Genomic DNA, 24,182 nt, shown 5'->3' on the forward strand with positions numbered 1-24,182 from the left:
CCTGGCGAGCACGGCTACGGGTCCGGAAACGAAGAGAGCCCGCCTGATCCACACGATCAGACGAGCACTCGTGACACATGATCAGGCCATCTCAAGAACAGCCCGTGGTGGGGCCTAGGAGATTCGAACTCCTGACATCCTGCTTGCAGAGACGCACGCCGATCATGTTCGATCTGTGGAGACGCAGCTCACGGCACTGATCGCGTGTCCAGACACGACGGTAGCCTTGCTGAGGACGCTGCCGGCTCACAGGAATCCGCCACCGCACCCGCGCGCCTTCCGAGAGTGGGAGCTACCGGCATGGAGCCCCAGTGATCGCTTAAGGCCAGGCGCCCGCCTTCGCCCATGAACCGGCCGAAAGTATGATCTCGGACGCTGCGGACCCTGCTTTCGGCTGGTGCCGTCCCCTGGGGGGTCGTACACGATGAAGCCCCATGCCACGCGAAGATCTCCCCCAGGAATCGCACCCCAAGGGCCCAGCCGGCCATCCCGGCCACCGTCTCCCACACGACGGGTCCGCTACCGTCTCCCCCGATCGGCCCCAGACCACCGCGCCCGCATCCGGCCGGCCCCAGACCTCTGCGCTCTCCTCGGATCGGCCCCAGACCTCTGCGCTCTCCCCGGGTCGGTCCCGGATCACCGCGCTCGACGTGCTGCGCGGGTTCGCGCTGTGCGAGATCCTTCTCGCCAACATCCAGCTCATGGCCACCGGTGGCTCCGCCGTCGTGGCGCAGCCCATGGGCGACTGGGACCCCTGGCTCGGACTGCCGATCTTCTCCCTGCTGTTCGGCATCGGGTTCGCGCTGCTGCTGGACTCCGCCGCGAGCCGCGTCCCCCGCCCACGCCTGGTCCTACTGCGCCGGCTTGGAACGCTGCTCGCGATCGGCCTCGTGCACATGCTGTTATGGCCGGGCGAGATCCTGACCGACTACGCCGTCGTCGGCATACTGGTGCTGCTGCCCTCGACCTGGCTGCCGCGGTGGGCCACGGCCGGTCTCGCCGCCGCACTCATCCCGGCGGCGCTGATCTCCAGCGGGGGCGGGCCCCTGCTGATCGCAGGGCTGTTCCTGCTGGGCTCGGCGCTGGTCCGCTACGGAGTGATCGAGCAGATCGAGCGCTCCACCCGAGGGCCGCTCCTGCTGGGCCTGGTCTTCGCGGCGGGACTGGCCTCTGCCCTGTGGGCACGGGACAGTATGCGGGCCGTGGGGGCCACGACGTACCTGTCTTCCGTGTCCAGCCTCGCCGATCTGCTGCTCGTCGGCGTGTACGTGTGTGGCCTGCTGGTCCTGCTCAGAACGCCGCTGCGACCGGCGCTGCGGTTCGTCTTCGCGCCGCTGGGCCGGATGGCACTGACCAATTATCTGACCGCCACACTCCTCGTTCTGGCGGCCGGTCACATCCTCGGCCTGCCGATCGGCCGGTCCTTGACGACGGCGTACTGGACCGCGGGAGCGATCCTCACGGCCCAGTGGCTGTTCTCCACCCTCTGGCTGCGCCGTTACCGTCAGGGGCCCATCGAGTGGCTCTGGCGCTGGGCCACCTGGGCCCACCGCCCGCCCCTCGGCCGGGCCAGGACGTCATGAGCTCGGGGCCGACGTCGGTGATGACGACGTCGTCCTCCTGATCGGCGCCGCCGACCGCGCGCCGGAACAGCATCCCAAGCCCTCGGTGGTAACGGTGTTGATCATGGCGATCCGTTTGTCCAACAGGTGTTTCTCCACGTCTTCGGGCGGACGCCGGGCTCACGATCATGCTGTCACCGGCCGACGCTGCCAGCGGCTGAAAAGGGTTCACCACAGTGCCCGCGGCTTCGAGGCAGACCACGACCGTCTGGCTCGGTGCGCCGTACCGGGGAACGAGGCACGGCTCACCGATCGCCCCAAGCGCATGCGGTGGCCGGCCGCGCCGTGGCGATCGTAAGGGCCGCATCTGTGCGGCGGCGCGCTGCGCCGCCGCCTTGACACCCGTACGGTCCGGGTCCGGGTCCGGGTCCGGAGCAGCTTCTCGAACCGGACGGGGGGAGATGGTGCTCAACCCTCCCAAGTCACGGGCCGGCCGGCGGATCGTCGGCATCCCCTCCGGCGATCGTCCCGGCGCTCATCGACCACCTGCCGGTGTTCATCGCAGGGTGAGCGGAATCTCGGATTCGATGCGGGTCAGCTTCGCCGGGTTGCGGACGTAGTAGAGGCCGCTGATGCGAGCGTCCTCGACACGGATCACAACCACGCCGTCGATCTCGCCGTCCACGCGGAGAACGAGTGCCGGGCTGCCGTTGACCGCGGTGAGCTCACCGGTGAGAGAGACTCCGGCCTTGCCGATGCCACTGACGATGAAGCGGGCCACCTTGTCGGCGCTGATGACGGGCCGCGGTGCGGCCTGCTTGACGCCGCCGCCGTCGCTCACCAGGACGACCTCCGGGGCGAGCACGTCGAGCAGGCCCTGCAGGTCCCCGGATTCGAGTGCGCGCCGGAACGACTCCAGAGCCGCCCGGGTCTCACCGGAGGAAACCGCCTCGCGAGGGCGGCGGGCATCGACGTGCCGCCGGGCGCGGTACGCGATCTGGCGGACGGCCGCGGGGCTCTTACCGACGGCGGCCGCGATCTCGTCATAGCCGATATCGAATGCCTCACGCAGCACGAAGACGGCGCGCTCGGTCGGCGACAGTGTCTCCAGGACGAGCATGAGCGCCATCGACACGCTCTCGGCGAGCTCTACGTCCTGGGCCACGTCCGGCGCGGTGAGCAGCGGCTCGGGCAGCCAGGGGCCGACATAAGCCTCCTTACGGCTCTTCATGCTGCGCAGGCGGTTGAGCGACTGCCGGGTGGTGATCCGGATCAGGTAGGCGCGCTGGTCCTGCACCTGTGCCAGGTCGACCTTGACCCATCGCAGCCAGGTCTCCTGCAGGACGTCTTCGGCGTCGGCCGCCGATCCGAGCATCTCGTAGGCGACGGTGAACAGCAGGTTGCGGTAGGCGAGGAAAGTCTCGGTCGCCGCGTTGGTGGCGTGGTCGCTCATGTCTCGGGGCTTCTCCTTGGTGGCCGGGCCGGCCGTTCAGCGGCGGCCGACGCCTCACCGCACCTGACCGGCATCGCCTGCAACGCTTCGGGCAGGACGATGTCCTGGCTGATCAGTCAGCTTGCAGAGATGACGGTGTGCGGTCCATGCTCCCATTCCGCAGGCCGGCGCCCCGAGCTTGAGGCCGGCTTCAAAGCCGCTTCGGCTCAGGGCTCGGAAAGCTCGGACCGGGGTTACCGATCTGCTCGATCGAGGTCGCCGTGAGCCTGGGCCGACAGGTCCTGCCAGTCGGCCCACAGCTTGAGCCGGTCAGCGTAGGCCTGCTGGATCATCGGGTAGAAGCCCTGGCCGAACAGGATCCGCAGCGGTGGGTTGTCGGAGTCCACCAGCTTGAGCAGCGCCTGGGCGGCGGCGGCCGGATCGCCGGCGGGCTGCTTCCCGGCGATCGCGCCCAGGCGCCGGCGCAGGCCGTCGTAGGCCGGGTCGGGCTGAGCCACGTGGCCGTTGTCGAGCGGGTTGGGGTTCTTGCCGGAGCGGGTGGCGAAGCCGCCGGGCTCGATGATGGTCACCTTGACGCCGAACTCGGCGGCCTCGCCGGCGAGGGCCTCGTTCAGGCCCTCAAGAGCCCACTTGGAGGCGTGGTAGGCGCCGCCAAGCGGCATGGCGATGAGACCGGCGGCCGAGGACAGCTGGATGATGTGCCCCGAGCGCTGCTCGCGCAGATACGGCAGCGCGGCCTGGATCACCCACACCGCGCCGAACAGGTTGGTCTCCATCTGGTCGCGCAGATCCTGCTCGGTCAGCTCCTCGACCGCACCGACCTGGGCGTAGCCGGCGTTGTTCACGATGACGTCGAGCCGGCCGAAGTGCTCCCTGGCCCGCTTCACGCTCTCGAAGACCGCGGCCCTGTCGGTCACGTCCATCTCCAGCGGGAGCACCGCCTCGCCGTGGGCGGCGACCAGTTCGTCAAAGCCTGCGGTGCTGCGGGCGGTCGCGGCCACCCTGTCACCGCGCGACAGGGCGGCCTCGACGAAGTCACGGCCGAGGCCGCGCGACGAGCCGGTGACGAACCAGACCTTGCTCATGATGTCTTTCCGTTCTGCGGTGGCGGCATTCCAAGATCGGCTCCTGGTTACCGCTGTCTGCTGTTTCACCCCCTAGGACACGCGACCCGACGAAGATGTAACACCCACCGAATGTGACCTACGTCTCTCCCGCGCTCACGCGAAGACCGGCTCATACACCACTTCGCTGGACGTGACCCTGTGGCGTGGAGGCGTCGCCGAAGGGACATCGCGTTGGTGCAGGTCTTTCCGCCGTTGACGATGTGATCGTCTATGACCTTCCAGAGATCTTCCACGGGCGCGTCCTCTCGGACATCAGCTCGGGAAGTGCGTGGATCACGCCTTGTAGGGCGGCTTACCTGGGCGTTCGGCCGGTCGTGAGTGACCGTGGCCGGCCCCTCGTCACCCTGCTCTAACGGCACAACGATCAAAGCTCTGGATCGGCCCGACGACGGACTCGGCGGCGATGGCTCGGAGTCGCTCGATCACCCCGGAGTCGCGGCGCTCCCGCCGGAGGCGTCGGAGTCCATGGGGAGCGTTCGGCAGGTGGGTCGAGCCGCCCCCAGTCTCCGGGCACTGGCCGGGGACAGGGTCATGGGGGTGACCCATCCCTGCCGCGTCAGGACGACTTGGGCCGGCAGCGGAGTGACCGGGTAGACCTCGATGCCGTGTGCCCAGTTCGTGAGCAGTCCTTCGGTGCCGCTGGAGTCGGCCAGAACGATTGAGACGGGCTGGCCGTCCCTGGCCCAGGCGTTCCAGATCGCCCAGCCTTCGGGCTGAGCCTCGACTCCCAGGCGGGCGCAGATCTCGGTGTAGCTCTCTTCCATGCCGGCGGGGACGGCATGCGGCCGGAGGATGACGACCCCGGCGAGTTTCATGGGCGGAAGCTCTCCGTCGAGGCAGCCGTCCCCGTCGAAGTGATGGTGACGGAGTTGACGGGCCATTTCGATCACTGCTCGCCGAAGGGGAGTGGCTTCATCGGAGACGCCGGTGAGGACGAGCCATCCTTCGCCGTCTGCCGCGTCGACGATGGCGCGCGCCAGGTGCTCGATGTGACGGAGGTATTCGGTCTCGCTGAGATCGGTTCGGGACACCGCGACAGTGTGGCATCAGGTCGTGCGCTTGAGCATGTGGGTCACCCGGCCGACCGGAAGTCGTCGGCCTCCTGGCGTGGAGCCGGTGACGGGATTCGGATCATGCGCGTACACGCACACTTCTCCCGCCGGACCTTCCCGTCTGCCTCGTCCCACCCGGAGGGGCAACAGCTCGGGGACGGAGGGTCAAGGCCGTCTTCGCGTGTACCTCAACCGGCAGACGTTCCTCGGCCATCGGACGCCAGTGGTCGCAGACGGCCTTGAACCGGAGGAGTCGAGATGCTGGGCTTGCCTGGGACGTGGCAGACGGGAAGATCAGACCCCACCTCAGCCCACTGCGGCTCCGCGATCGGCAGTCGCGATCATCCCGGAGCGGGGCCCCCGCCGGAGGCGTCAGCTTCGAAAGAGGCGGAAAAGCGCGATGGCTATCACGACGGGGATGACGATCGCCGCTACGAGCACGAGAAGAAGGAAGATCCCGAACGGAGAGTAGATCACGGTCTGCTCCTGTCGACAGGCTGATCATATGCATGTCCAGGAAGCGGAGCGGCGGCGGGCCGGTGGTCGGCGAGAGCATCGGCCATGGCGGGCGCGTGGGTCGGTGGACGACCCGGGGCGGCGCCGTCCGGGACCGGCCCCAGGCCGCATGCCCGGGCGGCGGGCAAGCGACGGGCCGCTGTACGGCGGCGCGGCGCGCCGCCGCTCGACGACCTCGCCCGCGGGGCACTCGGGGAGACATCGGGCACGCAACGGGCACGGGAGCCGGACGAGGACTTCCCGCACGCGCTGGAGTACGCCATGCCGTTCACCGGCGGCCTCGGCCTCGGCGTGGGCCGGCGCATCATGATGCCGATCTTCCCCCTGGTTCGCTCCCGAGGCTGATGCGTTGATCGTTTACTCTCACAATGGACCGTAAAGTCCTTAAAGGGAGGATGTGGCCATGCCGGACCTCGCACCCTTGCGGCCCGGGGACCCCGAGCGGGTAGGGGAGTACCGGCTTGCCGGACGGCTCGGGGAAGGCGGCCAGGGAACGGTATTCCTCGGGGTGTCGCCCACGGGCGCCCGCGTCGCGGTCAAGTTGCTCCGTGCCGACCTCGCGCAGGACGAGAAGGCGCTGGAGCGCTTCGTCCGCGAGGTCAGCACAACTCGGCGGGTCGCGCCGTTCTGTACCGCCGCGGTGATCGACACCGGTGTCGATCAACATCGGCCCTACACCATCAGCGAATACATCGACGGCCCGACGCTGGACGCCGTCGTGGCCACCGAGGGACCTCGCGAGGGCTCGGCCCTGCACCGCCTGGCGATCGGCACCGTCACCGCGCTGGTCGCGATCCACCAGGCCGGGATCGTGCACCGCGACTTCAAGCCGTCCAACGTGCTCCTCGCCCCCGACGGCCCCCGGGTGATCGACTTTGGCATCGCCAAAGCACTCGACCGGACTTCCACGCTGACCAAGGCCACGATCGGCACCCCCTCGTACATGACCCCCGAGCATTTGTCGGGGGAGAAAGTCGGATCGTCGGCCGACATGTTCGCCTGGGGCTGCACCATGGTCTTCGCGGCCACCGGCCGGCCGCCGTTCGGCACGGACAGCCTGCCCGCCATCTTCAACCGGATCATCAACCTGGAGCCCGACCTGCGGGCGATCACCGATCCAGCGCTGCGTGAGCTGGTGGGACAGTGCCTGGCGAAGGACGCCGCCCTGCGCCCCTCGGCGGAGGAGGCGCTGCTGCGACTGCTCGGCCACGCCAGCGGCGCGTCGTCGCCCACCGCGCCTCGTGGCATCCTCGCCGAGGGCTCGGCCGCCGCCGCGCAACCGGCGGGTTCCGACGTTCACTCCTCTCACCGGCAGGCCGGGCCGGGCCATCCGCAGCGGGGGCCGAGCCATCGGCAGGCGGTCTCGCAGCTCCACGGCGGCCCCCTGGACCATCCCTCCTCGCTCCCCTCGCCGTACCCGGCGGAGGGAGCGGCCAGGCGCGGACGCGGGGTCCGGCTTTCGATCGGGGCGGGGCTTGCGGTCACGCTCGCCACGGCCGCCGGGATCGCGCTGGCGTCACGCGGCGCCAAGCCCGACCGGGTCGTGTCCGCTCAGACGACCGGCACTCAGCAGGCCGCCACCTCCCAGCCGGGCGGCCCCACCTCCACGCCCATGATCTCCGCCCTGCCCCAGGCAACCAGGACGATCAAGCTCCCCGACGGCTCGATCACGCTCTACGAGAATGACGACGACCCGCTCAAGCTGAACTCCTACAGCACGGACCGGGGTGAGAACCTCTACGTCCGCACCCCCGGCACCGGAGACTTCATCAAGAACGACCGGTACATCCATTACACGGTGAACGCCTCTGGTACCCAGGCGCTGGCCACCGACAGGCTCTACGACGGCGACCACTACTCCGTCGTCTCCGTCGTCGACCGACGGCCGGGCTCGGCGAAAAAGACCAAGATCAGGATCGCCAAGACGCCGGTCTACCCATTCGAGCCCGAGTGGTCCCCGGACGGCACGCACGGCCTGACGACGCTGTACGAGGTGGGCGGGGGCACCAATGAGACAGAGCCCTACACGTTCAAGAAGTACGGCTACGCGATCATCGACATCGCCGGGAAGAAAGCCGACATCGTCCGGGTCAAGAGGAATGACGAGAGCACAGGAAGTTATTTCTGGAGAAGGGACGGCCAGGCGATCGGCACCTGGGTGCTGACCGACAAGACCGCGCACATCCGTTTCTACGACCTGCGGGGCACCGTGCTGCAAAATCTGCCGGACATCGGCATCCCGCTCAGTGAGGGTGGCGAGAGCCTCTCCCCATCGGGCACGTCACTCGTGACGTACTGCAGGGGAACCCCGGAGGAGGTCTGCGTCCGCTCAACCGACGCCGACCTGGAGGCCCAGATCAGGGTCCCGTTCGATACCAGGTGGTTCATCGGCTGGTACGACGATCGGCACATCGCCGGCTGGCGGCGCAAGGGCGGCGGGTACGAGGCGGTAGTGATCGACTTTGAAGGGCAGGTGAAACGAGTGCTCGCCGACGCCAAGGAGGACGAGAAAAAGACCATGCGCTTCTCAAGAGGACGCTGACGTGTGGGAGTGGGCCTACGCCGGGGGTCTCTTACTCAGGTCGCGACCGAGATAATCGAGTGGATGCGCGAGGCAGCTCCTGTTGCGACAATCGGGCACAGGAGAGACGGGGCATGAGGGCACCGGTTAACACCATTAAGCCCTTTTCATCCCTATGGCACCGGCTGATGCGTTCCGGAATTCATAGAGATCCGGAGTACACCACTCCGACGTGGGGTGGAGCCTAGGAGATTCGAACTCCTGACATCCTGCTTGCAAATCGGCCCGATCTTCGGGCACAACCACCTCGGCCTGCGCTGAGGGCGGTCCGCGAGTGTCCGTGATCGACCGCTGCTCACCGCCCTTAATGGCCCGCTAATGACCCGACGAGCAGTCGGCGGTCTGGTGTTTCTCGCACGACGCGCGCACCTCACCCGTCTGATCATCTCAGAGCCTGAGGCCCCCGCCGGAGGCTCTCCCAGTCGGCTCTAAGCAGTTCGTACTCCACAATCCCCTGCTCGGATCCTGGGATCCCCGGCCTGTCGACGTGAAACGAGCGCACGTACTGCAGCCCGGCCTTCTCCATCACCCGCCGCGACGCGATGTTGGCCGCCAAAGCCTCCGCATGGACGCGACGGGCCCCCAGCTCGCTGAAGGCTTTCCGGATCAGTGCCACAGATCCTTCGGTGGCATAGCCCTTCCCCCAAGCGATTTTGCGCAGCCGGTAGCCCAGCTCAGGCTCGTCCTCGGGCTCACCGTGCTTGGCTCGCAGATGAAACCACCCGAGGAACTCCTCGGTCGGCTTCTCGATCGCGGCGAAAAACCCCTGGTCGCCGGCGTAGCTCAAGATGCGAGGCAGAACCTCATTGACGATCTTCTCTCGTGACGTCGGCTCGCCACCGCTCAGGTAGCGCATGACCTCGGGATCGCTGTCCAGCTCCACTAAATTGTCGGCGTCGTCCTCGGTGATGCGGCGCAGGATCAACCGCTCGGTCTCCACGCAAGTCTGCACCGCGTCACCCTATCCGCGTGCGCCCGGATTGCTCACCGCCGGTATCCGGTTAAGGATCTTTGGCCTTCGCGTCCGGGCGGCCCGAGCACGGCCGCGCAAGAACGGCCCCAGGCCGCACGCGTAGGTACGGCCGAGCAGCGAATCATGCCCGACCAGCTTGGCCAGGTGCGGCGTCACCAGCATCTCGGAGTCGAACCGGAAGACGCTCATGGCGATGTGCTCGTCACTGAACCTCGCCTCGATGCCGGGCATTCTGCGAACCTGCTCGATCTCGGACAAGGTGATCCGGATACGGGCGGAGAGGGCCAGCGGCACATGAACCGATCCGGACTTCGTGGAGATTGTGATCTGCCCCGGGTTTCATGGAGTCGCACGCTATGCCATGAATCCGGCGGGTCTCATATCTGGACGGTCGCATCGCAGCAAAACGTTCCCTCAAGCCCAGGTCCAGAGCAGCTCTCCAAATTGTGCTACCACATAGCACCATGTAGCACTCCGTTGTACGGTTGATGGATGAGCACTCCTCAGCCCGACCGCACCCATCAGATCTCCCAACGCGACCTCCGTAACCGGTCCGCCGAGATCATGGACGGCCTGGAACGCGGAGAGCGGTACGCCGTCACCCGCAACGGCCATCACATCGGTGACCTCGTGCCCATCCGCCGCCGGCGCCGGGCCGTCTCAAGAGCGGAGTTCGCAGCCATGTCCCGGGGCATGCCGCGCCTCGACGACCGGAAGTACCGCGAGGACATGGATCGTCACGTCAACGACGGTCTGTACGATCCGTACGATCGCGCCTACGGCAGAGGCGAGTTCACCGGGGACGGGGAATGAGCCACGCCCAAGGACTGCTCGACACCAACATCCTCATCCTGCGTGCCGGGATCGATCCGGACGAACTGCCGGACGAGATGCTGATCAGCGCCATCACCACCGCGGAGTTGTCGGTAGGTGTGCTCGTGGCGTCCGGACCGCAGGAACTCGCTCAGCGGATGAAGATCCTTCAGGCGGCCGAGGCCGAGTTCGATCCCCTTCCCTTCGACGACACCGCCGCCCGCGAGTACGGCCAGCTGTGGACGGCCGTCATCGCCTCAGGCCGTAAGCCCCGTCCTCGGACAGCGGACCTGATGATCGCCTGTGTGGCCATCGCCAACCGTCTCCCGCTCTACACCTGTAACCCCAAGGATTTCAAAGGCCTGGATCACCTGCTCACGGTGGTTCCGGTCACCCGGCCATGATGGACCGGCGCATAAGGACGTCTACTTCCGAGCGCTCCGCGCCGCCACCGTCATCCGCCTCACATGATGCACGCTCGGATCATGCGCCGGTAGACCTTCCTCTTTTCCATCCCAGCGGCCATGATCGCGATGGTGGCGGCGCTCATGCCCCTGTCATTGCCAGCGGGACTCACTCTGTTGCCGCTCCCCGTGACTCCCCGCTGTTCCCCCTCGTTCCCCGCCCCATCGGGCACGCGACGGACACGCCGTCAGCAAGCAAGCGAAGCCGTCCCCGGTCTTCGGGAACGAAGTCGCAGGCAGGATATGGAAGGGTTCGGCTGTGACCGGAAGAGACGCCTCTCATACTGAGCGCCCGCTGCTCTTCCTCGACGTCGACGGGCCGCTTCTCCCCTTCGGCCAGGACCCGCAACGTGCACCGCGGGGGACGACACCGGATGCGCGCTTGGCGCAGCTCACCTTTGAGGTGGGGCGTCGGCTGGCAACACTGCCTTGCGAACTCATCTGGGCGACAACCTGGGAAGAAGAGGCCAATGCCGAGATCGCACCCCGAATCGGACTGCCGCGACTGCCCGTCGTGAGCTGGCCGGAGCCAACCGACCACCATGAACGTGAGGACCAGTGGTTCGGCCTGTGCTGGAAGACCCGAACCCTGGTGAACTGGGCAGGCGGGCACCCATTCGCCTGGGTCGACGACGAGATCACCGACGCCGATAAGGAGTGGGTCGCCGCACACCATAGCGGCCGGGCTCTCCTTCACCACGTGGAGTCCTACCGGGGACTCACCGACGAAGACTTCACAGCCCTCGATCAATGGCTTCGAGCCTTGTGAATCACCCGCGATCCACAGAGTTCGGCAATTGCTCCGCTGTCAGCCTGGGAACTGCATCGATCACGGCCCACAGGGATGCTGAGCTGGGCGGAAAGCCGGTCCTGAATGACCGTGGTTGACCCCTCATCACCTCTCCTGATGGCCCGCTAATGGCCCGGAGATCGGCCCGTGACCTGGTGTTTCCCGCGCGACGCGCACACTCCGCCCGCCTGATCATCCCGTCTGCCGTCGACCCGCCCGAAGAGGAAGCGGGCCAGGGCCACGGGTACCAGATGGAGCGCCCCACCGGACGAACGATCTGGTACCCGTGGCCCTGGTCTGCTCGGCTTGTCCCGGGGTGATGGCGGGCGGGATGATCAGGCTTCCACCTCAACCGCCTACGGACCTCAGCTCCGGAGCAGCGATCATCCCAGAGCCGGAGCACCCCCGCCGGAGGCTTAAGTCCTTTACAGGCAGCGCACCCAGGCGACGAGTGTGTTATGGCCGGGGCTGTCATCGATGGCGCGGACCTGTACGTATGCCAGCTCGATTCGCTGTCCGGTAGAGCCGGGGACGATACACGTGGGATGTGATCCATCGTGGACTCTGCCATCTCGGTCGATCCAATAAGCACCGGCGATCTCAAATCCGATCCCCTCGTTGCGGCTGCCTGCTGATTCGTCGATGCGCAGGCCAATCTGTGTGGCATCGCCACTGGCGGCCGTGACTGTGCCTCTCACGATGGTGGGGACCTTGCTGCCGAAGGGCGCGAAGTACACCGCGGCTGCTCCGGTCAGGACGGCGACCAGAATGAGGCCGACGAGCACGGGGAAGGTCAGCCGGATGCCTCTAGTGGATCTGCCTTCGCGTTGGAGGGGGGCAGTCATGGACGTGACCATACTCGCCATGATCCGTCACGGGGGATGGCTGCTGTGTGATCAATAGTCGCGTTGCGCATTCGCGCGGCCCGAGTGGCGGGCCGCGCGCGAGAACGGCCCCCCAGGCCGCACGCGCAGCGTGCGGGCCGCAAGCTCGGGCCGCGTGGCGGCGCGGAGCGCCGCCCTTGACGCGGGGGTCAGTGTGGTGACCGTTGCCAAGGCGTACCGGCTGTTGAAAGCGATTCTGTCCACAGCTGTGGATGACCAGCTCATCAAGCGGAATCCGTGCCGGATCAAGGGTGCCGGTCAGGAGAGGTCCCCGGAACGTCCGGTGCTCACGGTGGCAGAGGTCTACAAGCTCGCCGATGCGATCGAACCGCGTTACCGGGCGCTGGTGCTTCTGGCGACTTTCGGCAGTCTGCGGTGGGGTGAGCTGGCCGGCCTTCAGTGCCGGGACATCGACCTGGACGCCGGAACCGTGCGGGTGGAACGCCAGTTGATGCAGATCACCGGCAAGGGGCTCGTCTTCACCGAACCCAAGTCCGCGGCAGGCAAGCGGACGGTGGTGATCCCCGAACTGATCGTCAAGGACCTGCGGGAGCACGTGAAGTACTTCGCCCAGGACGGAGAGAAGGGCCTGATCTTCGCCGGGCCGGATGACGGGCCACTCCGCAACACCAACTTCAACCGCCGCGTATGGCCGCAGGTGCTCCAGGACACGGACCTTCCGAAGATCCATTTTCACGACCTGCGGCACACCGGGCAACACCCTCGCCGCGAACGCCGGGGCGTCGATCCGGGAGCTGATGGAGCGCATGGGTCACTCCAGCACGCGGGCCGCGATGATCTATCAGCACTCGACCCACGAGCGGCAGCGGCAGGTGGCCCGCAAGCTCGACGACCTCGCCCGCGGGGCACTCGGAGAGACATCGGGCACGCAACGGGCACGGGAGCCGGACAAGGCCGGATGAAGATCGAAGCCCAGGTGAGGCGACCGTGCCTGACCTGGGCTTCTTCGTGTCGTGAGGGTGGTGGAGCCTAGGAGATTCGAACTCCTGACATCCTGCTTGCAAAGCAGGCGCTCTGCCAACTGAGCTAAGGCCCCCGGTGAGCCGTCGGGGTCGCCGGGATTTCTCCGGGACGCGGCTCGCTTCCAGTCGTACACCGTAGCAACAGGACCCGCTTCGGCGCCACTCGGCGGCGGGGCCGTACGGCAGAGCCCCGCCGTACCTTCCGAGCGGTCAAAGGGCGGAGGCGGAGGCGGCGGTGGGCTGGAGCGGCCTGCCGCCGAGGAGCAGGGCGGGAAGGTCGGCGACGGAGCCGACGAGGTGGGTGGCGCCGCCCTTGAGGAGGCGTTCCCTGCTGTGGACCCCGGTCAGGACGCCGGCGACCACCGAGGCGCCCGCGCGGCGGCCACAGATCATGTCACTCTCGGAGTCACCGGCCACCGCCACCTGCCGGACGTCCTCGATGCCGAGGCGCAGGACCGCGGCGAGGACCATGTCGGGCATGGGACGGCCGCGCCCGGTGTCCTCCGGGCTCAGGGCGAGGTCGACCTTGCCGGACCAGCCCAGCGCCTCCAGGACGCCTCCCAGCATCGCCCGGCTGAAGCCGGTGGTGAGGCACACCTTGACGCCGGCGTCACGGAGATCGTCCAGCGCCTCCATGACACCGGGCGCCGGGACCAGGCCCGCGCGGCCGATGGCTCCCTGGTAGGAGCGCTCGAAGGTGAGGTTGGCCGCCTGTGCCTGGGCCTCGTTGTCGGGGAAGATGCCGCGGAAGACCTCGATGGTCGGGCACCCCCGGGACCGGTGCACGTGCACCATGGCACGCGCGTACGCACCGGTCCCGGGAACGATGCCCTGAGTGGCGATCGCGTCGGCGAACGCCCGCTCAACCATGGCGATATCACCGATCGTGGTGCCTGCCAGATCCAGACAGGCGAGCCTGATGGGCGTTGCTTCCCCATCGCGAGCAGGGATCATGAAAGCACCCAAATCGGTAGCCGCGTTGATCAGTTCTCGCCGCCGGTGGCCTCGGTCCACAGGTCGAGCTCGGCGCGATCAGCCTGCACCTTGCGCCAGACCAGCAGTCCCCCAACGGCGACAAGCACCAGAACGAGCAGCTTCTTCACGGTGTGACCCCACTTCTTGACGGTCTCACCTGCCGGGGTGAGACAACGCCCGGTTCAAACGGTTCCCTGCAGCCTAGCAAGGGATCGGGCTCTGATCTGGTTCACACGGTAAGCCCACGTGGCAAACCCACATCAACCAGGTGATTCCTGATAACCATGCCGTACGGCCGCGCTCAGCGCTCGCGAACCGCGACGAGTTCGACCTCGAAGCCGTCCTCGTTCTCAAGATAACCTGCGTAATGGCCGGTTCCGCCCGCGTAGGGGTGGCGATCAGGGAACATCAGTGTCCACCCGTGCCCGGCCGACGCGCTGACCAGCTCATCCACCCGTGCCTGTCCGGTTACGCCGAAGGCCAAATGGTTCAGACCCGGTCGGCATCGATCATGCGCGGACGAGGTGAGGGCGGGCGACCGCTCGACGACGACGTAGGTGCCGTCCAGGATCCAGCTCCGGCCCGCCTTCCACTCCTGGAAGGGCTGATATCCCAGCTCCCCGAGCAGCCACCCCCATGACCGCACCGCGCGGTCGAGATCGGGCACCCAGAGTTCGACATGATGCAGCATTCGCCCATGCTGCCGGGCCGGGCGGGCGCCGTGCGCCCGGGTCCGGGCGCACGGCGCCCGCCCGGCCCGGGGAGGCCCGGACGCCGGCCCGGGGTGAGACCCGGTCAGGTGTCCTTCACCAGATCGGCGTACTCGGGGTGCTTCCGGATCCAGGCGCTGACGAACGAGCAGAGCGGGACGACCTTCGCGCCCTCGGACCGGGCGTCGTCCAGCGCCACCCGGACGAGCGCGCCGCCCACGCCCCTGCCCTCGAAACGGGGATCGACCTCGGTGTGGGTGTAGGCGATGGCGCCGTCGCGCCGGCTGAGGTCCAGCCGCCCCACCCGCTCGCCGCCGACCTCCGCCGTGTAGGAACCTCCACCGGGCAGGAGCCTGACGTCGACCTGCATGGGTTCTCCCTTCTCCGGCCGCCGGACGGCGGCGCTGGGCCGACCGGTTCTCCGCGGCGTTCGTTCCCGAAGCGGCATTCATTCCCGATGGGGACAAGGTATGCGTTCCGGAGGGTCCGGGGTGATCCCCCGGGCCACCGGTCAGTCGATCGATAAAGGGGTATTAATCGTGAATTCTGGGGATTCAATAGGCTAGAGCGATCAGGGTCGGTCCGGCCACGCGGCGGGGGTCGCGACGTGGTCAGCGGCCTCGCGAGAGGAATCGAGATTGCGGGTGAACGATGTCGGCGTCCAGCGGATCGTCTCGGTTCCGGTACACCGAGCCCCGGGGTCCGGCAGGCGCCCGCCGTTTCGCGTTCGCGCCGTCCGGGTGACGGCTCCGCTCCCGCTCCCGCCCCCTTCCCCTTCGGCCGTCTGCGGAGGTCGCCCGTGAGCACCGCCGTCCACATCAGCACCGTGCCCGACGACGCCGTGACGGCGTCCGGCGGCCCAGTGGAGGGGGTGTCCCTCCTGGCCGTGTCGGGCGAGCTCGACTACACCAACGCCGAGCGGTTCCGCCACGACCTCCTGGGGTCCATCGGCTCCGACCGGCAGCACCTCGTCATCGACCTCGCCGGGCTGTCGTTCTGCGACTCCACCGGCATCCGGGTCTTCCTGGCCGTCCGCAAGCTCGTCCAGGACCGCGGGGGCAACCTCGCCATCGCCGACCCGCATCCCCGGATACGGCGGATCTTCCACCTGACCGGGCTCACCGACGCCTTCGCCGTGCATCCCACGGTCGAGGAGGCCGTCAGGTTCCTGCGGCGGAACGGGGATCCGGCGTGACCGGGCCGGTTCCCGGCGGACGGCGGCCCGAGGGATATTCCGTCCGCCCGAGCCGTCGTAAGTCGGTCTGGAGCGGGCAGATGCCCGGCATCGACAAGTCATCGGCAACATCCGGTTCCGGAGCGGGTCGGTTCGCCCCGGCGGTTGCCGGGCAGCGCGAAGCTCAGGGGGGTGTCGTGACCGGCGACCGCGGTCAGCACTGGCCGATCGATGACGACCTCACCGCCCTGCGCGAGCGTCTGTTCCGGCACGCGACCCTGGCGGGCATGCACGGCGACCGGCTGGACGACCTGCTCCTCGCCGCCAACGAGGCGGTCATCAACGTCCTGGAGCACGGCGGGGGAAAGGGCACGCTGAGTATCTGGCACAACGCCACCTGCGTCACCGTGGAGATCACCGACAGCTCGGGGGACCTGGCGGCCAAGCACGTCCCGCCCGAGCGCCCCACGGACACGGTGCGCGGGTTCGGGCTGTGGCTGATGAGCCAGCTCTGCGACGAGCTCACCATCGACCAGGCCGACGAGGGCTCCCGGGTCCGCCTCCGGATGCGCCTGGACGCCGAGCCCGCCTGTTGACCACCCGCTGAGCACCTACCGCGCCCCGCCCGTCCACCGCGCGCCCGCACCGGACGGACCGGACGGACCGGACGGACCGGTGGCCGCCCGGCGATCCGGCCGTCTGAAAATCCGGTCGACGACCGGAACTCCGGTGGATATCTTCTGCGGATCCGGCATGACCGGCCGATGCCGGCGCCTCACCGCCAGGAGTGACCGTGATCCGCTACACCGACGACGTCGCCACGATCGAAGCCGACCGGCTCACCGGCTTCTTCGTCGGGTGGCCGACGCCGGCCTCGCCCGAGCAGCATCTGGCCGTCCTGCGGGGAAGCCACCGCGCGGTCGTCGCGATCGACGAGGAGACCGGCCGCGTCGTCGGTTTCGTCAACATGATCAGCGACGGCGTCCTGACGGCCTACGTCCCGTGGCTGGAGGTCCTGCCGGAGTACCAGGGGCAGGGGATCGGCACCGAGCTGATGCGCAGGGTCCTGGCCGGCGCCGAGGGCTTCTACTCGGTCGATCTCCTCTGCGAGGAGCGGCTCCAGCCCTACTACGCGCGGCTGGGCATGCGGGCCGTACCCGGGATGTCGCTCATCGACCGCTCCGCCCTCAGGGGCGCCGCGGACTGATCCCAAGGGTGCCGCGGACCGACGGCCCGGACGCGGCGGGCCGGTCCTGCCAGTCCACGTAGCGGGCGCCGTCCAGCGAGCGGCGATCCGGGCGCGGCGGGCCGGTCCGGCCGGTGATCCGGGCACCGCGGGCCGGCCGCTCCCGGGGCCTCGTCCCGGCCCGCCGTGCCCGCCCTGTCCTCCCGGAACCGGGCCCGCGCCGCCGTACCACCCGTCCCTTTTCTGGACTCCTGTCCGGAAGTATGGCCATCGCCCCCGTGGTTTCGTAGGTCATCCTCGTCCCGGCGCCCTCAATCCTTGACCATCGTCACTGCCTGCGATTTCTGTCCCGCGGGTATGAATCCTTTGCTCCACGTGGAGATCCATCCGCAGGTCAGCGGGGGATAACAGGCACTTGATCAGTGCGCTGGGGGGATTCAATGAACCGTCTCAAGGTGGTCAGGACCGGTATGGTCGCCGCGGCGGTGGGCTCGTTGCTGGCCGGATGCGCGTCCGGGCAGAACGACTCACACGACACGAACGCCGGAGCCGCGAAGCCGGCCGCGGCCAAATCGGCCGCCGCCGCCCAGCAGGCGACTCTCCAGGCCAAGCTGGCGAAGGCCGCGCAGGCCCACGCCAACGAGCTCGGCCAGATACCGGTCCTGATGTACCACCGCGTGGTGGACAAACCCACGACCCAGGACGACCGCACTCCCCAGCAGTTCCGCACCGAGCTGGAGCGGCTCGCCCGGGAGGGCTACGTCCCGATCACCGCGGCCGAGTACGTCACCGGGCACATCGACATCCCGGCCGGCAAACACCCGGTCGTGCTCACCTTCGACGACTCCTCCCCCTCCCAGGTCACCCTGGACGGCACGGGGAACCCCATGCCGAACACCGCCGTCGGCATCCTTGAGGAGGTCGCCAAGAAGAACCCCGGGTTCCGTTCCGTGGCGACGTTCTACGTGATCCGCGACCTGTTCGGGAAGGAGAACCTCCCGGAGGAGGCCGCCCAGATCCTGCTCTGGCTGCACGACAGGGGCTACGACATCGGCAACCACACGCGGGACCACAAGAACCTGCACGGCAAGTCCAAGGAGCAGGTGACGGCGGAGATCGGCGCCGGTCAGGAGCTGGTCAGCAAGCTGATCAACTTCAAGCCGGTCACTCTGGCCCTGCCGTACGGCAACCAGCCGAGCACCAAGGAGTGGGGCCTGAAGGGCGGGTCGGGGAACGCCGGCTACGACTTCGGCGGGGTGTTCCTCGCCGGGTACACCCCGGCGGAGTCCCCGTTCAGCAAGAAGTTCGACCCGCTCGGCATCCCGCGGATCCGGTCGATGGACAAGAAGGGCGACTGCGCGAAGTTCTGCTCCACCGCCTGGCTCGACTGGCTGAAGGCGCACGCCGACGAGCGGTACACCTCCGACGGCGACGTGAAGACGGTCGCCTACCCGAAGTTCAAGACGCCCTTCCTGGCCAAGCGCTTCACCGACCGCGCCCTCGGCTACTGACGGACCGTACGGCGGGCGGCCTCCCCACCCGGCGGGCCGCCCGCGGACGGGCCGTACGGCGGGCGGTGGCCGGTCCCCGTCACCCGGCGGGCTTCAGGTCGTCCGCGGCGGCCGCGGGGCCTCCGGCGGGCGTGCCGGACCGCCCGGCCTTCGCCGGCGAGCCGGGCTCCGCGTCCCCCGCCGGCTCGCGCTCCTCCGTCCTTTCCGCCGGCTCACGCTCCTCCGCGGCGGTGTCCGGGGCCCGCAGGCCCCGGACACCGGGGGAGAGCAGCGCGGCGAGGGACACCACGAGGATGAGCCCGGCGCATCCCACCAGGGCGGGCCGGGGTCCGGTCGCGATCGCCACCGGACCGGCCAGCAGCAGGCCGAGCGGGCCGAACATCAGCGAGCCCAGGGCGTCGTAGGAGCTGACCCGCGACAGGGAGGCGGGCGGGATCTCCCGCTGCATGGTGGTGTTCCACAGCACACCGAAGAGGTCGAAGCAGATGCCCATCACCACGGCTCCGGCGACGACCGCCCACAGCGGGGCTCCGACACCGAGCAGGAGATAGGGGAGCCCCGTCGGCACCGTGAGGACGGTGCCGAGCAGGATGGGACGGCGGGGGCGCAGCCGCAGCGCCAGGAAGACGCCGAGGATCATGCCGACCGCCTCGCCCGTCAGCACCGCGGACCAGGCCGCGGCCCCGCCGAGGCTCTCCTTGGCCACCAGCGGGCCGAGCACCCCGTGCGCGGCCTGCGCCGCCATGACCAGCACCGAGAACTGCGCCACCACGACCCACAGCCACTGCCGGGAGATGAACTCGCGCCAGCCGCCGCGCAGGTCGGCGAGGACGGAGTGCCGTTCCCCGGCGACGCGTTCGGCGGGGGTGAGGCGCAGCGCGGCGACGAGCAGGGCCGCCACGGCGAACATGACGCCGCTGACGGCCAGCGCCCAGCCGCCGCCGATCAGGACCACCGTGGCGCCGCTCAGCACGAGCCCGGCGACGCGGGAGCTGTTGACGCCCAACCCCAGCAGGGCGTTGGCGGTCTGCAGCCGGTCGGCGGGGACGACATCGGGGACGATGCCGGTCAGGGCGGGGAAGAGGACGGCCATCGCCACCCCGCTGAGAGCCGCGGCCGCCGCCAGGAGCGGAACCGGGGTCCACCCCGTGAGCATCATCGCGGCGAGGGAGAAGAACGCCACCGCGCTGAGCCCGTCACCGGCCATCATCACCCGGTGCCGGGGGAACCGGTCGGCGATCACCCCGCCCACGAGCATGAAGACCACCATGGGCAGCGACTCGGCGGTCAGCACCGTCGAGAGCGTCCTGGGCGTGGCCCCGGGGAGTCCGAGGACGCCGAAGGCCAGGGCCACCGGGGCGAACGAGCTGCCGAGCACCGAGATGGTCCGGGCCGCGAACAGCAGGGCGAAGCGCCTGTCCCGGAGCAACGCGAGGTCGCGCCTGAAGCTGTGCACCGGGGGTCTCCTTCTCACGGTCGCGTGACACACCGGGTCGCACGCCGGTTCGCGAATGTACGGGGGAACCATCCTCCCGCTCCCCGGCCGCGCTGTCGCGCCCATTTTCCGCGGCCGCCGCGCCGGGCCCCGGGGCCGCCCGCATCAGATGCCGGAGTTGAGGAATAGAACGGGGGAGGGGTATGTTGTCGACGTACGGATACCCCCCAGGGGTAAAAATAGCGAGGAAAGAGGCCGGATATGACCACCGCCACCTACACCGTCAACGGCATGACCTGCGGCCACTGCGTCAGCTCGGTCACCGAGGAGGTCGGCCAGGTTCCCGGCGTCACCGGCGTCGACGTCGACCTCGCCACCGGCGCGATGACCGTCACCAGCGACGCCCCGGTCGACACGGCCGCGATCACCGCCGCCGTCGAGGAGGCCGGCTACGAAGTGGCGGTCACGTCATGAACACCCCGGCCCGGATCGGGGCCTACGCCCTCGGGCTCGCCGTGGTCTTCGGCGGCGCGCTGGGCGCGGGCCGGGCCGTGGGCCCGACGGCCACGGCCGGCACCGCCCACCCGGCGCACGCCGCGCCCACCGGCCGGCCGGACGCCGGACACGGCGGCCACGGCGACGCCGGGACGGACGCCCCGGCGTCCGCCCCGGCGGGGCTGCAGATCTCCCAGGACGGCTACACCCTCGCCCCCGAGACCACCGCGTTCACCCCCGGCGAGGAGACCGACCTCCGGTTCACCGTGACCGGTCCGGACGGCCGCCCGGTCACCGCCTACCAGACGCAGCACGAGAAGAAACTGCACTTCATCGTGGTCTCGCGGGACCTCGGCGTGTTCCGGCACCTGCACCCCGAGGAGGCCGGGAACGGCGTCTGGTCGGTACGGCTGACGCTGCCGGAGGCGGGCGCGTACCGCGCGTTCGCCGACTTCGCCCCCGAGGGCGGCCGGCCGCTGACGCTCGGCGCCGACCTGCGTGCGGGCGGCGACTACGAGCCGGCCGGTCCGCTGGAGCCGCGCCGTACGGCGGAGGTGGACGGGTACACCGTCACCCTCGACGGCGACCTGGTCCCCGGGCGCTCCAGCAAGGTCACGCTGAAGGTGAGCAGGGACGGCCGGCCGGTCACCGACCTGCAGCCGTACCTCGGCGCCTACGGCCATCTCGTGGCGCTGCGCGACGGCGACCTCGCCTACCTGCACGTCCACCCCGACGGGGAGCCCGGCGACGGCAGGACGCCGGCCGGCCCGGAGGTCACCTTCTACGCCGAGGCACCCAGCCGGGGCACCTACCGGCTGTTCCTAGACTTCCAACACGGGGGCAAGGTGCGCACGGCGGACTTCACCGTCCGCGCCGGGGACGCCCCGGCGCCGGAGGGGTCGCCGTCCGAGGAGCCGACCGCGGCTCCGACCGGCCCGTCCGGCACGCCCGACCCGCCGGAGAACGGCACGCCCGAGCCGCCGGAAAACGGCCCGGACCACGCCGACGACCACTCACACTGACCAGGACATGACGCGGAAAGGAGAGGTGATGTCCTCCATCACGGATGACCGGCCGCCGGCCACCGGCGCGGTCGAGCTCTCGATCGGCGGCATGACCTGCGCGTCGTGCGCCAACCGGATCGAGCGCAAGCTGAACAAGCTCGACGGCGTCACCGCGACCGTCAACTACGCCACCGAGAAGGCCAAGGTCGTCTTCCCCGCCGACCTCGACCCCCACGAGTTGGTCGCGGAGGTGGAGAAGGCCGGATACACCGCCGAGCTGCCCCCGCCGCCCCGCGCCGAGGGCGCCGGGGAGGAAGGACCGCGGGAGGAGACCGACGAGCTGGCTCCGCTGCGGGCCAGGCTGATCACCTCCGTCGTCCTGGCCGTCCCGGTGATCGCGATGGCGATGATCCCGGCGTTGCAGTTCACGAACTGGCAGTGGCTGTCGCTGACCCTGGCCGCCCCGGTCGTGGTCTACGGCGGCTGGCCGTTCCACCGCGCCGCCTGGACCAACCTGCGTCACGGCGCCGCCACCATGGACACCCTGGTGTCGCTCGGCACGATCGCCGCGCTCGGCTGGTCGCTGTGGGCCCTGTTCTTCGGTACGGCCGGCACGCCCGGCATGACCCACCCGTTCGCGCTCACCATCGAGCGCACCGACGGCACGGGCAACATCTACCTTGAGGCCGCTGCCGGGGTGACGGCGTTCATCCTCGCCGGCCGTTACTTCGAGGCCCGTTCCAAGCGCCGCGCCGGCGCCGCGCTGCGCGCACTGCTGGAACTCGGCGCGAAAGACGTCTCCGTGCTGCGCGACGGCGCCGAGGTCCGGGTCCCCGCCGACCGCCTGGCGGTGGGCGACCGGTTCGTGGTGCGGCCCGGCGAGAAGATCGCCACCGACGGCGTGGTCGAGGAGGGCTCCTCGGCGGTGGACGCCTCGATGCTGACCGGCGAGTCGGTCCCGGTCGAGGTACGGCCCGGCGACGCGGTGACCGGCGCGACCGTCAACGCCGGGGGCCGCCTGGTCGTCCGCGCCACGCGGGTCGGCTCCGACACCCGCCTCGCCCAGATGGCCAAGCTGGTGGAGGAGGCCCAGACCGGCAAGGCGCAGGTCCAGCGCCTGGCTGACCGGATCTCCGGGGTCTTCGTGCCGATCGTGATCGCCCTGGCCCTCGGGACGCTCGGCTTCTGGCTCGGCACGGGCGACGGCGCGGGCGCCGCGTTCACCGCGGCGGTGGCCGTGCTGATCATCGCCTGCCCCTGCGCCCTGGGCCTGGCAACCCCGACCGCGCTGCTGGTCGGCACCGGCCGGGGCGCCCAGCTCGGCATCCTGATCAAGGGGCCGGAGGTCCTGGAGTCCACCCGCGGCATCGACACCGTCGTGCTCGACAAGACCGGCACGGTCACCGAGGGCAGGATGACCCTGGTTGACGTCGTCACCGCCGAGGGCGAGGACGCCGCCGAGGTCCTGCGCCTGGCCGGGGCGCTGGAGCACGCCTCCGAGCACCCCATCGCCCAGGCCGTGGCCAGGGGGGCCGCCGAGCGGGTGGGCGAGCTGCCCACCCCCGAGGACTTCGCCAACGTCGAAGGGCTCGGCGTCCAGGGTGTCGTCGACGGGCACGCCGTCCTCGTCGGCCGTCCCCGGCTGCTGGCCGAGTGGTCGCAGCACCTGCCCGCCGATCTGGAGCGGGCTCTGACGGAGGCGCAGGCCGCGGGCCGTACGGCGGTCGCGGTCGGCTGGGACGGCAGGGCACGGGCGGTCCTCGTGGTCGCCGACGTGGTCAAGCCGACCTCCGCCGAGGCGATCCAGAGGCTGCGCGCGCTGGGCCTGACCCCGGTGCTGCTCACCGGCGACAACGAGGCCGTCGCCAGGACCGTCGCGGCCGAGGTGGGCATCGACGAGGTCATCGCCGAGGTGCTGCCCGCCGACAAGGTGGACGTGGTCAAGCGGCTCCAGTCGCAGGGGCGGTCGGTGGCGATGGTCGGCGACGGGGTCAACGACGCCGCCGCGCTCGCCCAGGCCGACCTCGGGCTGGCGATGGGCACCGGCACCGACGCGGCCATCGAGGCGTCCGACCTCACGCTGGTCCGCGGTGACCTGCGGGTGGCCGCCGACGCGATCCGCCTGGCCCGCCGGACGCTCGCCACGATCAAGGGCAACCTGTTCTGGGCCTTCGCCTACAACGTGGCGGCCCTGCCGCTGGCGGCCATGGGGCTGCTCAACCCGATGATCGCCGGAGCCGCCATGGCGTTCTCGTCGGTGTTCGTGGTCACCAACAGCCTGCGGCTGCGCGGCTTCAAGTAAGGCCGTCCTCCGCCGTCAAGGCCGCCGTCACGCCGTCACCGCCGCTGCCCGCGCCACGCCGGGCACCGGCGGTGACGGCGTGACGGCGCCGGTCCGCCGCACACTGGAAGCGTCGACCAGGGTGCCGCCGCGGCCCCGCCCGGAGTGATCCGCCCGGCCCGCCGGTTCCGCTTCAGGACTGCCGGTCAGCGC

At 69.5% G+C, this 24,182-nt stretch carries 25 protein-coding genes and 1 tRNA gene; 14 read left to right on the forward strand and 12 right to left on the reverse strand.

The window, feature by feature from the left end; all coding sequences use genetic code 11:
• Positions 1-650: 650 nt before the first annotated feature.
• Positions 651-1,583 (forward strand): DUF418 domain-containing protein, encoded by a 933-nt coding sequence (locus tag IEZ10_RS34845; protein ID WP_229811950.1) that lies wholly within the window; start codon positions 651-653, stop codon positions 1,581-1,583.
• 535 nt (positions 1,584-2,118) lie between these two features.
• Here IEZ10_RS34845 and IEZ10_RS34850 read toward each other — a convergent pair.
• The 3 genes from IEZ10_RS34850 to IEZ10_RS34860 form a co-directional block, all read right to left on the reverse strand.
• A complete protein-coding gene (locus IEZ10_RS34850) occupies positions 2,119-3,015 on the reverse strand; it encodes an RNA polymerase sigma-70 factor (protein WP_189250777.1) in 897 nt (298 codons plus the stop codon).
• 233 nt (positions 3,016-3,248) lie between these two features.
• Positions 3,249-4,100 carry an SDR family NAD(P)-dependent oxidoreductase gene (locus tag IEZ10_RS34855; RefSeq protein WP_189250778.1) on the reverse strand — a complete coding sequence of 284 codons (852 nt, stop codon included), beginning with the start codon at positions 4,098-4,100 and terminating at the stop codon, positions 3,249-3,251.
• A 464-nt stretch (positions 4,101-4,564) separates the two neighbouring features.
• The gene (locus IEZ10_RS34860) at positions 4,565-5,173 is read right to left on the reverse strand and encodes a hypothetical protein (protein WP_189250779.1); all 609 of its coding nucleotides are present in this window, start codon (positions 5,171-5,173) and stop codon (positions 4,565-4,567) included.
• 582 nt (positions 5,174-5,755) lie between these two features.
• Here IEZ10_RS34860 and IEZ10_RS34865 point away from each other — a divergent pair.
• Positions 5,756-6,055 (forward strand): hypothetical protein, encoded by a 300-nt coding sequence (locus IEZ10_RS34865; protein ID WP_189250841.1) that lies wholly within the window; start codon positions 5,756-5,758, stop codon positions 6,053-6,055.
• A gap of 58 nt (positions 6,056-6,113) precedes the next feature.
• On the forward strand, positions 6,114-8,252 hold the full coding sequence (locus IEZ10_RS34870) for a serine/threonine protein kinase (RefSeq protein ID WP_189250780.1): 2,139 nt from the start codon (positions 6,114-6,116) through the stop codon (positions 8,250-8,252).
• A 421-nt stretch (positions 8,253-8,673) separates the two neighbouring features.
• Here IEZ10_RS34870 and IEZ10_RS34875 read toward each other — a convergent pair whose 3' ends face one another.
• Together IEZ10_RS34875 and IEZ10_RS39530 are read right to left on the reverse strand one after the other, a co-directional pair.
• The gene (locus tag IEZ10_RS34875; protein WP_189250781.1) at positions 8,674-9,243 is read right to left on the reverse strand and encodes a GNAT family N-acetyltransferase; all 570 of its coding nucleotides are present in this window, start codon (positions 9,241-9,243) and stop codon (positions 8,674-8,676) included.
• Positions 9,244-9,252: 9 nt separating this feature from the next.
• A complete protein-coding gene (locus IEZ10_RS39530) occupies positions 9,253-9,558 on the reverse strand; it encodes a hypothetical protein (RefSeq protein WP_229811951.1) in 306 nt (101 codons plus the stop codon).
• Between the two features lie 198 nt (positions 9,559-9,756).
• Here IEZ10_RS39530 and IEZ10_RS34885 point away from each other — a divergent pair, with 198 nt between their 5' ends.
• From IEZ10_RS34885 to IEZ10_RS34895, 3 genes are all read left to right on the forward strand, one after another.
• Positions 9,757-10,077 (forward strand): type II toxin-antitoxin system Phd/YefM family antitoxin, encoded by a 321-nt coding sequence (locus tag IEZ10_RS34885; RefSeq protein ID WP_189250782.1) that lies wholly within the window; start codon positions 9,757-9,759, stop codon positions 10,075-10,077.
• Entirely contained in the window at positions 10,074-10,481 is a 408-nt protein-coding gene (locus IEZ10_RS34890; RefSeq protein WP_189250783.1) for a type II toxin-antitoxin system VapC family toxin, read from the forward strand. Before IEZ10_RS34885 ends, IEZ10_RS34890 begins: the two co-directional genes overlap by 4 nt.
• 319 nt (positions 10,482-10,800) lie before the next feature.
• A complete protein-coding gene (locus IEZ10_RS34895) occupies positions 10,801-11,310 on the forward strand; it encodes an HAD domain-containing protein (RefSeq protein ID WP_189250784.1) in 510 nt (169 codons plus the stop codon).
• A gap of 446 nt (positions 11,311-11,756) precedes the next feature.
• On the opposite strand, the gene IEZ10_RS34900 is transcribed toward IEZ10_RS34895, so the two are convergent.
• Complete coding sequence (locus IEZ10_RS34900; protein ID WP_189250785.1) at positions 11,757-12,176, reverse strand: hypothetical protein; 420 nt, start codon at positions 12,174-12,176, stop codon at positions 11,757-11,759.
• Between the two features lie 196 nt (positions 12,177-12,372).
• Here IEZ10_RS34900 and IEZ10_RS34905 point away from each other — a divergent pair, with 196 nt between their 5' ends.
• Positions 12,373-13,209 (forward strand): site-specific integrase, encoded by an 837-nt coding sequence (locus IEZ10_RS34905; RefSeq protein WP_189250786.1) that lies wholly within the window; start codon positions 12,373-12,375, stop codon positions 13,207-13,209.
• On the opposite strand, the gene IEZ10_RS34910 is transcribed toward IEZ10_RS34905, so the two are convergent.
• From IEZ10_RS34910 to IEZ10_RS34925, 5 genes are all read right to left on the reverse strand, one after another.
• Positions 13,197-13,272 (reverse strand) — tRNA-Ala (locus IEZ10_RS34910). The two genes, IEZ10_RS34905 and IEZ10_RS34910, sit on opposite strands and share 13 nt — an antisense overlap.
• Positions 13,273-13,408: 136 nt before the next feature.
• Positions 13,409-14,152: an HAD family hydrolase gene (locus IEZ10_RS34915; protein ID WP_189250787.1), complete on the reverse strand. Its 744-nt coding sequence runs from the start codon at positions 14,150-14,152 to the stop codon at positions 13,409-13,411.
• A gap of 29 nt (positions 14,153-14,181) precedes the next feature.
• On the reverse strand, positions 14,182-14,301 hold the full coding sequence (locus IEZ10_RS39535) for a DLW-39 family protein (RefSeq protein WP_229811953.1): 120 nt from the start codon (positions 14,299-14,301) through the stop codon (positions 14,182-14,184).
• A 173-nt stretch (positions 14,302-14,474) separates the two neighbouring features.
• The gene (locus IEZ10_RS34920; protein ID WP_189250788.1) at positions 14,475-14,864 is read right to left on the reverse strand and encodes a VOC family protein; all 390 of its coding nucleotides are present in this window, start codon (positions 14,862-14,864) and stop codon (positions 14,475-14,477) included.
• Positions 14,865-14,968: 104 nt separating this feature from the next.
• On the reverse strand, positions 14,969-15,253 hold the full coding sequence (locus IEZ10_RS34925; RefSeq protein WP_189250789.1) for a GNAT family N-acetyltransferase: 285 nt from the start codon (positions 15,251-15,253) through the stop codon (positions 14,969-14,971).
• Positions 15,254-15,682: 429 nt separating this feature from the next.
• Between IEZ10_RS34925 and IEZ10_RS34930 the strand changes: the two genes are divergently transcribed.
• The 4 genes from IEZ10_RS34930 (at position 15,683) to IEZ10_RS34945 (ending at position 18,754) form a co-directional block, all read left to right on the forward strand.
• Positions 15,683-16,078, forward strand: coding sequence for an STAS domain-containing protein (locus tag IEZ10_RS34930; RefSeq protein WP_229811954.1), 396 nt, complete (start codon positions 15,683-15,685; stop codon positions 16,076-16,078).
• 176 nt (positions 16,079-16,254) lie between these two features.
• Positions 16,255-16,653, forward strand: coding sequence for an ATP-binding protein (locus IEZ10_RS34935; protein ID WP_189250790.1), 399 nt, complete (start codon positions 16,255-16,257; stop codon positions 16,651-16,653).
• Positions 16,654-16,850: 197 nt separating this feature from the next.
• Complete coding sequence (locus IEZ10_RS34940) at positions 16,851-17,264, forward strand: GNAT family N-acetyltransferase (protein ID WP_229811955.1); 414 nt, start codon at positions 16,851-16,853, stop codon at positions 17,262-17,264.
• A gap of 419 nt (positions 17,265-17,683) precedes the next feature.
• Positions 17,684-18,754 carry a polysaccharide deacetylase family protein gene (locus tag IEZ10_RS34945; protein WP_189250792.1) on the forward strand — a complete coding sequence of 357 codons (1,071 nt, stop codon included), beginning with the start codon at positions 17,684-17,686 and terminating at the stop codon, positions 18,752-18,754.
• Between the two features lie 79 nt (positions 18,755-18,833).
• Here IEZ10_RS34945 and IEZ10_RS34950 read toward each other — a convergent pair whose 3' ends face one another.
• Complete coding sequence (locus tag IEZ10_RS34950) at positions 18,834-20,210, reverse strand: MFS transporter (protein ID WP_229811956.1); 1,377 nt, start codon at positions 20,208-20,210, stop codon at positions 18,834-18,836.
• Between the two features lie 240 nt (positions 20,211-20,450).
• Between IEZ10_RS34950 and IEZ10_RS34955 the strand changes: the two genes are divergently transcribed.
• From IEZ10_RS34955 to IEZ10_RS34965, 3 genes are read left to right on the forward strand one after another with little or no spacing between them, the layout of a single operon-like run.
• Positions 20,451-20,663, forward strand: coding sequence for a heavy-metal-associated domain-containing protein (locus IEZ10_RS34955; protein WP_189250793.1), 213 nt, complete (start codon positions 20,451-20,453; stop codon positions 20,661-20,663).
• The gene (locus IEZ10_RS34960) at positions 20,660-21,706 is read left to right on the forward strand and encodes a DUF8832 domain-containing protein (protein ID WP_229811957.1); all 1,047 of its coding nucleotides are present in this window, start codon (positions 20,660-20,662) and stop codon (positions 21,704-21,706) included. Before IEZ10_RS34955 ends, IEZ10_RS34960 begins: the two co-directional genes overlap by 4 nt.
• A 28-nt stretch (positions 21,707-21,734) precedes the next feature.
• Complete coding sequence (locus IEZ10_RS34965) at positions 21,735-23,990, forward strand: heavy metal translocating P-type ATPase (protein ID WP_189250794.1); 2,256 nt, start codon at positions 21,735-21,737, stop codon at positions 23,988-23,990.
• Positions 23,991-24,182: the final 192 nt, after the last annotated feature.

The organism is Streptosporangium pseudovulgare (assembly GCF_014648055.1).
Taxonomy (GTDB): domain Bacteria; phylum Actinomycetota; class Actinomycetes; order Streptosporangiales; family Streptosporangiaceae; genus Streptosporangium; species Streptosporangium pseudovulgare.

Excerpts from the sequence above, each read along its gene's own strand:
- IEZ10_RS34885 (WP_189250782.1), top strand. The coding sequence starts at position 9,757 with ATGAGCACTCCTCAGCCCGACCGCACCCATCAGATCTCCCAACGCGAC.
- IEZ10_RS34960 (WP_229811957.1), top strand. The coding sequence starts at position 20,660 with ATGAACACCCCGGCCCGGATCGGGGCCTACGCCCTCGGGCTCGCCGTG.
- IEZ10_RS34945 (WP_189250792.1), top strand. The coding sequence starts at position 17,684 with ATGAACCGTCTCAAGGTGGTCAGGACCGGTATGGTCGCCGCGGCGGTG.
- IEZ10_RS34920 (WP_189250788.1), bottom strand. The coding sequence starts at position 14,864 with ATGCTGCATCATGTCGAACTCTGGGTGCCCGATCTCGACCGCGCGGTG.
- IEZ10_RS34850 (WP_189250777.1), bottom strand. The coding sequence starts at position 3,015 with ATGAGCGACCACGCCACCAACGCGGCGACCGAGACTTTCCTCGCCTAC.
- IEZ10_RS34915 (WP_189250787.1), bottom strand. The coding sequence starts at position 14,152 with ATGATCCCTGCTCGCGATGGGGAAGCAACGCCCATCAGGCTCGCCTGT.
- IEZ10_RS34900 (WP_189250785.1), bottom strand. The coding sequence starts at position 12,176 with ATGACTGCCCCCCTCCAACGCGAAGGCAGATCCACTAGAGGCATCCGG.
- IEZ10_RS34870 (WP_189250780.1), top strand. The coding sequence starts at position 6,114 with ATGCCGGACCTCGCACCCTTGCGGCCCGGGGACCCCGAGCGGGTAGGG.
- IEZ10_RS34865 (WP_189250841.1), top strand. The coding sequence starts at position 5,756 with ATGGCGGGCGCGTGGGTCGGTGGACGACCCGGGGCGGCGCCGTCCGGG.
- IEZ10_RS34955 (WP_189250793.1), top strand. The coding sequence starts at position 20,451 with ATGACCACCGCCACCTACACCGTCAACGGCATGACCTGCGGCCACTGC.
- IEZ10_RS34925 (WP_189250789.1), bottom strand. The coding sequence starts at position 15,253 with ATGCAGGTCGACGTCAGGCTCCTGCCCGGTGGAGGTTCCTACACGGCG.
- IEZ10_RS34965 (WP_189250794.1), top strand. The coding sequence starts at position 21,735 with ATGTCCTCCATCACGGATGACCGGCCGCCGGCCACCGGCGCGGTCGAG.
- IEZ10_RS34855 (WP_189250778.1), bottom strand. The coding sequence starts at position 4,100 with ATGAGCAAGGTCTGGTTCGTCACCGGCTCGTCGCGCGGCCTCGGCCGT.
- IEZ10_RS34890 (WP_189250783.1), top strand. The coding sequence starts at position 10,074 with ATGAGCCACGCCCAAGGACTGCTCGACACCAACATCCTCATCCTGCGT.